At 66.0% G+C, this 7,197-nt stretch carries 9 protein-coding genes; 6 read left to right on the plus strand and 3 right to left on the minus strand.

The window, feature by feature from the left end; all coding sequences use genetic code 11:
- Positions 1-129 precede the first annotated feature (129 nt).
- On the plus strand, positions 130-453 hold the full coding sequence (locus tag HQ354_RS25240; protein WP_167677681.1) for an alkylmercury lyase: 324 nt from the start codon (positions 130-132) through the stop codon (positions 451-453).
- 153 nt (positions 454-606) lie between these two features.
- The gene (locus HQ354_RS25245) at positions 607-1,065 is read left to right on the plus strand and encodes a VOC family protein (protein ID WP_240931215.1); all 459 of its coding nucleotides are present in this window, start codon (positions 607-609) and stop codon (positions 1,063-1,065) included.
- Positions 1,066-1,089: 24 nt separating this feature from the next.
- On the opposite strand, the gene HQ354_RS25250 is transcribed toward HQ354_RS25245, so the two are convergent.
- Together HQ354_RS25250 and HQ354_RS26060 are read right to left on the minus strand one after the other, a co-directional pair.
- Positions 1,090-1,641, minus strand: coding sequence for a hypothetical protein (locus tag HQ354_RS25250; protein ID WP_222635890.1), 552 nt, complete (start codon positions 1,639-1,641; stop codon positions 1,090-1,092).
- Positions 1,638-2,582 (minus strand): MFS transporter, encoded by a 945-nt coding sequence (locus HQ354_RS26060; protein ID WP_222654604.1) that lies wholly within the window; start codon positions 2,580-2,582, stop codon positions 1,638-1,640. Before HQ354_RS26060 ends, HQ354_RS25250 begins: the two co-directional genes overlap by 4 nt.
- A gap of 85 nt (positions 2,583-2,667) precedes the next feature.
- On the opposite strand from HQ354_RS26060, the gene HQ354_RS25260 reads away from it, so the two are divergent.
- The 4 genes from HQ354_RS25260 (at position 2,668) to HQ354_RS25275 (ending at position 5,716) form a co-directional block, all read left to right on the plus strand.
- Entirely contained in the window at positions 2,668-3,252 is a 585-nt protein-coding gene (locus HQ354_RS25260; protein WP_032364206.1) for a TetR/AcrR family transcriptional regulator, read from the plus strand.
- Positions 3,253-3,315: 63 nt separating this feature from the next.
- The gene (locus HQ354_RS25265; protein WP_155289413.1) at positions 3,316-4,533 is read left to right on the plus strand and encodes an MFS transporter; all 1,218 of its coding nucleotides are present in this window, start codon (positions 3,316-3,318) and stop codon (positions 4,531-4,533) included.
- A gap of 51 nt (positions 4,534-4,584) precedes the next feature.
- Positions 4,585-5,004 carry a hypothetical protein gene (locus HQ354_RS25270; protein WP_222636980.1) on the plus strand — a complete coding sequence of 140 codons (420 nt, stop codon included), beginning with the start codon at positions 4,585-4,587 and terminating at the stop codon, positions 5,002-5,004.
- Positions 5,005-5,089: 85 nt separating this feature from the next.
- A complete protein-coding gene (locus HQ354_RS25275) occupies positions 5,090-5,716 on the plus strand; it encodes a DUF305 domain-containing protein (RefSeq protein WP_032364203.1) in 627 nt (208 codons plus the stop codon).
- Positions 5,717-5,820: 104 nt separating this feature from the next.
- Here HQ354_RS25275 and HQ354_RS25280 read toward each other — a convergent pair.
- Positions 5,821-7,197, minus strand: a 1,377-nt coding sequence (locus HQ354_RS25280; protein WP_222654605.1) for a heavy metal translocating P-type ATPase, incomplete at its 5' end; no start/stop codon positions are given.

Below are 7,197 nucleotides of genomic sequence, written 5' to 3' on the forward strand. Positions count from 1 at the left end.
AAGGATGCCGAATAGCATCAGGTGCACGATCGCCGCCTCGCCCGTTGCAGCCGAAACGATCTCACCATGAACTGACCCCCGTTGTGGCCGCACCGGCACGCCATCCGATTCGAGGGCAGACTCGCTCGAATGAAGGTGGAGATCTTGTACTTCGACGGATGCCCGAACTGGCAGGAAGCTGCGGACCGGGTTCGTGCTGCAGCCAGCCTGATCGGACAGTCAGACATCGAGATCGGACGCCGGCTGATCTCCTCCGACGCCGAGGCAGCGGCGTCGGCCTTCGCAGGCTCACCGACCATCCTCGTTGACGGCGTCGACGCCTTCGACGATGCCGTGCAACTGACCGAACTTGCCTGCCGCGTCTACTCGACCGACCGCGGCCTGGCGGGTCTGCCGACCGTCGACCAACTCGCCGCGTCGCTGCGATCCAAAGGCGAAGCGTTGCAACGATGAACGCAGCGAAGGGTCGCGTCACGCCGACCCGGTCGAACGCCGAGCGGTAGCGTCCGCGCGGCGACCGTGCACCTCGGCCCGCACGCACTCCCCGAAGGCACGGCAGCGTTCGCTTCCTCGTGCCGTTCATTGGCGTTAGTGTTGCCTATGCGTATGTCCAGAGCGGTCCCCGCACTGCCGGTACGGCACATCGAGACAGCTGTCGCTGTCTACACCCGCTCCTTGGGCTTCACGGCGCAGTACTCCGATCCCACCTTCGCCAAGCTCACTCGAGACGACGTCGAGATCCACCTGTGGGCCGCCGACGACGACAGCTGGAGCAGCCGGCCCGACACCGCACCCTGGCCTGTGTGCAGCGGAGCGGAGACCTTCCTCGCGGGAACGGCCAGTTGCCGCATCACCGTCGACGAGGTCACCGCGCTGTACGACGAACTCTCGCGCGCGGGCGTTCTGCACCCGGCAGACGCCGGCCACCCCGTCGCGACGGACTGGGGGACGATGGAATTCGCGTCCGTGGACGGAGACGGCAACCTGATCACGTTCTCCACGAACACTATCCGGACCGAGAGCTCATTCGTCGACGGTGACGGTGACGCTTTCACCACTTCCTGACCGGCGGTGCCTGGTTTTGCACGATCAGAGTGCGGGGCGTGGCGGGATGACGACGGCGGAGATCATTGCGGCCAGTGCAGCAGCGGCTGCGGCGAAGAGGAACGCGTGTTGGAACCCGGTGTCACCGCCACCCGCGACGAGGCTGAGTGCAGCGATGCTCGAGACGGTGGCCACGCCGATGGATGCACCGAATTCGTGGAAGGTGCTCAGCAGGCCGGATGCGATGCCGGCCTCCTCGGGGCCGATCTGTCCGAGCGCGGTGGCTGAGGCGACGACGAACAGCGCGCCGATACCGAATGCGCCGAAGCTGACGCCGATCGTGGTCGCCGCGGTGGTTGCCCACAGGGCTGGCACAAGTAATCCCAACGCTGCGATGAGCATCCCGGCGGTGCCGAGGATTCGTGCGCCCCAGCGGCCGATGAGGCGTCCGCCGAGGTTCGCTCCCGTCATCGTGGCCACGGCGATCGGTAGGAACAACAGTCCGGTCACGAGGGGGCCGTGCCCGGCGGATTGCTGAAAGTAGAAGGTGCCCAGGAAGAACACTGCGACCATCAGGGCTGTTGCGATCAGGATCACGACCCTCCGGCACCGACGGGACGTCGGCTGAGCAGTCCTAGGTTCATCAGCGGAGAGGACGCGGCCTGCTGTCGCCAGTAGAACAGCAGGTAGAGCNCGAACACTCCGGCACCGACGGGACGTCGGCTGAGCAGTCCTAGGTTCATCAGCGGAGAGGACGCGGCCTGCTGTCGCCAGTAGAACAGCAGGTAGAGCGCTGCCGCTGCCCCGGCTGCGGTGAGGGTCTGCGGGTTGGTCCATCCGATTTCACCGGCGACGGTCAACGAGTAGATCGCCGATCCGGTCGCAGCGGTGACCAGCGCTGCACCGAGAATGTCGAGCGCGGGACGCGGCCCGGGAGCTGGGGCGAGGGGCGGAAGGACGCGCAGAAGGCCGAAAATGACGATCAGGCCGACCGGGATGTTGACGTAGAACACCCACGGCCATCCCGGTCCGGCGGTGATCAGGCCACCGAGCAGGACACCGACCGCCGCGCCGCCGCCGCCCAATGCCGACCAGATGCCCAGGGCGCGGTTGCGTTCGTCGCCGGCGAACAGGCGCACCACCACCGACAACGCCGCCGGTGAGAGCATCGCCGCGCCAATGCCTTGGACAATGCGGCCGCCGAGCAGGAACTCGGCATTGGCAGCCAGTCCGGCCGCTAGCGAGCCGGCGGTGAAGACGGCCAGGCCGGCGAAGACGATTGGTTTGGACCCGAACAGGTCCGCGCTACGCCCGCCGAGGAGCATCAAGCCGCCGAAGGTCAGGGTGTATGCGGCGACGACCCACGTGACCGCCTCCCGCGAGAGGGCCAGGTCCATGCCCATCTGCGGTAGCGCGATCGCGACCACTGTGACGTCGAGGATCAGCATGAACTGCGCTGTGCCCAGCAGGGCCAGTGCGAGCCATCGCTTCGGGTGAAGCCCTTCGCCCGCTTCCGGTGTCGTTTTCGACGTGGTCACCACTGCCTCCTAAGTTGTACATAGTTGTTTGAGTTGGACACTGGTACCGTAACTCATACAAACGTGTTCGGGAAGTGAGGGTTCTATGACGACCGATACGTCACAGGTAGGCGGTAAACGAGCCGACGCGGTGCGCAACGTCGAGCGCATCCTCGATGCTGCGATCGTCTGCCTGTCTCGGCGGCAGAACGCCACGATGAGCGATATCGCACGGGAAGCCGGTCTCGGGCGGGTGACGCTCTACGGTCACTTCGCTTCTCGCCCAGCGCTCATCGATGCCGTGGTGGCGCGTGTGATCGATCGCGGTGAGCAGACGTTGGCTGCGGTCGATCTGGGTGGGGATCCCCGAGAAGCGTTGTCCCGGCTCATTCACAGCAGCTGGGAGCTGGTGGACCGGTCACGATCGGTCATTGCCGCCGCCGAGGAAGAACTCCCCCCAGCGCGTATCCGCGAGCTTCACGACGGCCCCGCGAGCCGGGTCGAATCGTTGATCGAACGCGGACGCAGTGCAGGACTGTTTTCACGTGACATGCCCACCTCGTGGCAAGTCGCCGTGCTCCATCAGGTCCTTCACGGTGCCGGAGCCGAGATAGCAGCAGGGCGACTGGATTCGATGGACGCACCCGATCTGATCGTGAGGACCATCCTTGCTCTACTCGACACCCATTGAGGCTTGGGCGCACCACCTTCCGCTCGGTTGGTCGCACACCGTCGGTTCGGTCGGCGTAGATCGGTGAACCGCCGCCCTCGTTCACGCAAGACCTTGCCGTTACCTGTGGCGTTGTCGACGGCGGCGGGCGTCCTGGTTGTGTCGTTGTGGGCGAGCGGCGCGCCGTCGATGGTCTATCCGCTCTTAGCGGATCGGTGGCGCGTAGGTGAGGTCGTCACGACCGCGTTGTTCGCTACCTACCCGGTAGCGCTGGTTCTCGCTCTCGTTGCATGTGGGTCTCTCTCGGACTCGATCGGGCGACGCCGCGTACTGCTTGCCGGCGTCGGCATGGTCGCTGTCGGCACTGCGCTGTTCGTGGTCACAAGCGGTCTCGTCCCGATCTTCATCGGCCGCACTCTTCAAGGACTCGGGGTCGGTATCGCGATGAGTGCGGCCAGCGCCGCACTCGTCGAGTTCGCACCGCGCCGCACCGCGGCACTGTCCACTTCCGTCAATACGGCGGCGACGGCCAGCGGTACCGCACTCGCGCTCGTTGTCGGCGGTGCGCTCGTGCAGTACTCCGCCTTGCCCACCACGTTCCCGTTCGCCATCTTGCTCGGCGTGACGATTGCTCTGCTGCCGCTGGTGTGGTTCCTCCCCGAGGAGGCCACGCGCAGCAATGTTCGATGGCGGCCCAGTCGGGTGCGAGCACCCGCGAGAACTCGAATGCAGTTCGCCATCGGTGTTGCTTCCCTCACCGTGGCCTTCATGATGGGCGCGGTGTTCATCGGGCTCGGTGCGCAGATCGTGAGGGATCTCGTCGGTACCGTCGACGCTTTCGTCGCCGCGTGCGCACTTGCGTGTTGGGCTGTTGCCATCGTTCCCGCGTCCATCATCGCCCGCCGCGGTTCGCCGACGTCCGCATCTTTGGCCGGTTCGGTGCTTTCCGCCACCGGGTCTGTCACCCTCGTCGCCGCAGCCAACGTGGACTTGCTCACGGTCTTCCTGCTCGCTGCGGTCATCAGTGGGGTGGGGTACGGCCTGATGTTCTACGGCGGGCTCGGGATGGTCGTCGCAGCCTCCGAGGCCGAGACGCGGGCCGCGACACTGTCGTTGATGTACTTGGTGGCGTACCTGTCGCAGGGTCTCACTGCGGTTGGGATCGGTGCGCTCGCAACCTTCTGGGGGCTCGACAGGGCGATCGTGGTGGCGATGCCGACGCTCGCAACACTCAGTGTCGCGAGCGGGGTGTTGGTTCACTGGTTCGCACGACCGAGAGCTGACGTCCGACTGGCCAGCTGAACGATGCACCGACGCTACCCCTGGGGGGTATGCCCTGTTACCGTCGAGAGCATGAACTCGACGATTCGTCGCACTCGACGGGGCACAGCCTCGGCGATCGGATTGTTGATTGCAGTGACGGTGTTCGGGGTGTTGTTGGTGCATTCTGTGACACCGGCATCGTCGATGGCTGGCCCGATGTCGGAGTCGATGACCGGTGGCCATGCCGCGATGGCGTCGACAGCCCCGGGCAGTAGCTCGGCTTCGGTGATGTTCGGGGAACACGATTGTCCGTCGGCGCATCAGATGATGCATCCCTGTGTGGGAACTCCGGTGTCGTGGGCCGCGTTGTCCGTCCCGACGATGAGCACCGAGACAGGCCAGTCGCCGACAGCGGTGGACGGGATCGCCGGGCGCACAGACTCCATCCTGGAGCGCGCACCGCCGTGGACCTTGTGGGAGTTGGACAGATCGGTGACCTTGCGAGTGTGACAGGGAGCCCGGTAGACGCGCGTCGACCGGCGGACCGAAACACGTCACACACCCCTGATTGTCCACTCTTGCAAGGAGATTCCACATGCGTACCAAAGTCATGGCTTCACTCGCTGCTGCCGCCGCCAGCGCGTTCCTCGTCGTCGGCTGTAGCAACGACTCGACCGATTCGTCGATGGACGGGCATTCCATGGGCTCGATGTCCTCCGCACCGATGTCCTCGGCCCAAGCAAGCGCGTCCGCAGAGTTCAACGATGCCGACGTGATGTTCGCGCAGATGATGTATCCGCACCACGCACAAGCAGTCGAGATGGCCGACATGGCGAACGGCCGCACCGACAACCCGGACGTGCTGTCGCTGGCATCGGCGATCGCCGGCGCACAGCAGCCCGAGATGGACCAGATGACGGCATGGCTGACCGAGTGGGGCCAGCCCATGCCCGACATGGACATGAGTGACATGGGCGGGATGGACCACAGCTCTGGCAGCGGCATGATGACCGCTCAGGACATGGACGCGTTGATGGCAGCGTCGGGACCGGAATTCGACCGCCAGTGGTTGACGATGATGATCGCCCACCACACCGGTGCCATCGAGATGGCGAACACCGAAATCGCGGACGGTTCCAATCCTGACGCCCTGGAGATGGCACGCGCCATCGTCGCCACTCAGCAGCAGGAAATCGAGACCATGCAGCGGCTGCTCGGCTGACCCGGCCCGCCACACAACGATGGCCGCATCCTCTCCGGCGGAGAGGGTGCGGCCATCAGCGTTTCGCAGTCGTCAGGGCTGCGTTTCCGGTACGAGATCAGCTCTCACAGTGACGGTGTGCGCTGCGACGGAGGATTGGAACTCCCCTCGTTCAGCGCTCCGGCGATGGTGTCGGGCGTGAGGTCGAGTCGCCGGAGCAGCTGCGCGTTCGCGGCGACGATGATCGTCGACAGCGACATCAGGATCGCGCCGATGGACATGGGCAGTACGAACCCGACCGGTGCCAGCACTCCTGCCGCGAGCGGAACCGATATCAGGTTGTATCCCGCTGCCCACCAGAGGTTTTGCTTCATCTTGCGGTACGAGGCGCGCGAGAGTTCGATCACCGACAGCACCGACCGCGGGTCGTCGCTGGCGAGGATCACTCCGGCCGATGCGATAGCGACGTCGGTGCCGGCCCCGATCGCGATACCGACATCGGCCTGCGCCAGGGCAGGTGCGTCGTTGACCCCGTCGCCGACCATCGCCACCGTACGTCCTTCGCCCTGGAGTGCAGCGACGGTGTGGGACTTGTCTTCCGGCTTCACCCCGGCGAAGTAGCGGTCCACACCGAGTTCGGTCGCGACGGACTTCGCGACGGCATCGGCATCACCGGTGATCATCACGACGGTGATTCCGCGGGCGTGGAGTGCATCGATCGCGGTGCGTGATTCTGACCGGATCTCGTCGGCGAGCGCGAGTGCACCGATCACGGCCCCGTCGGCGAGGACGTGCAGGATGATCGCCCCGTCACCGCGCCACCGGTCGGCGACGGCGAGTTCGGAACCGCGCTCTTGCTCGAGCAGTGCCGGCCCGCCGACCTGGATCCGGAGGCCGTCGATGTCGGCTGAGACCCCGACGGCGGGGGACGACTGAAAACCGGCTGCAGCCGGGACGGTCAGGTTCCGCGCGCGTGCGGCGTCGACGATGGCGCGGGCCAGGGGATGTTCTGAGTCGGCTTCTGCGGCAGCGGCCAAAGCGAGGACCTCGGCGGCGGTGCGCCCTTCGGCGACCTCGATTGCGGTGACGGTGGGTTCACCCTTGGTGAGGGTCCCGGTCTTGTCGAAGAGCACCGTGTCCACCGTGCGCATGGTTTCGAGTGCGAGCCGGTCCTTGACCAGGACACCGCCGCGGGCGGCGCGTTCGGTGGCGATGGAGACCACCAACGGGATCGCGAGTCCGAGTGCGTGCGGGCACGCGATGACCAGCACGGTGATGGTGCGGATGACGGCGTCGTCGGGCATCCCGACCAGGGTCCACACGGCGGCGGTGATGATCGCGGATCCGAGAGCGAACCAGAACAGCCAGCCGGCGGCGGTGTCGGCGATGCGCTGAGCGCGCGAGGTCGAGTTCTGGGCGTCGGCGACGAGCCGGCCGATGCCGGCGAGGGCGGTGTCCTCCCCTACTGCGGTGACCTGGATGCGCAGGCCGGAGTCGGTGGC

The organism is Rhodococcus sp. BP-261 (assembly GCF_019835205.1).
GTDB lineage: Bacteria > Actinomycetota > Actinomycetes > Mycobacteriales > Mycobacteriaceae > Rhodococcoides > Rhodococcoides kyotonensis_B.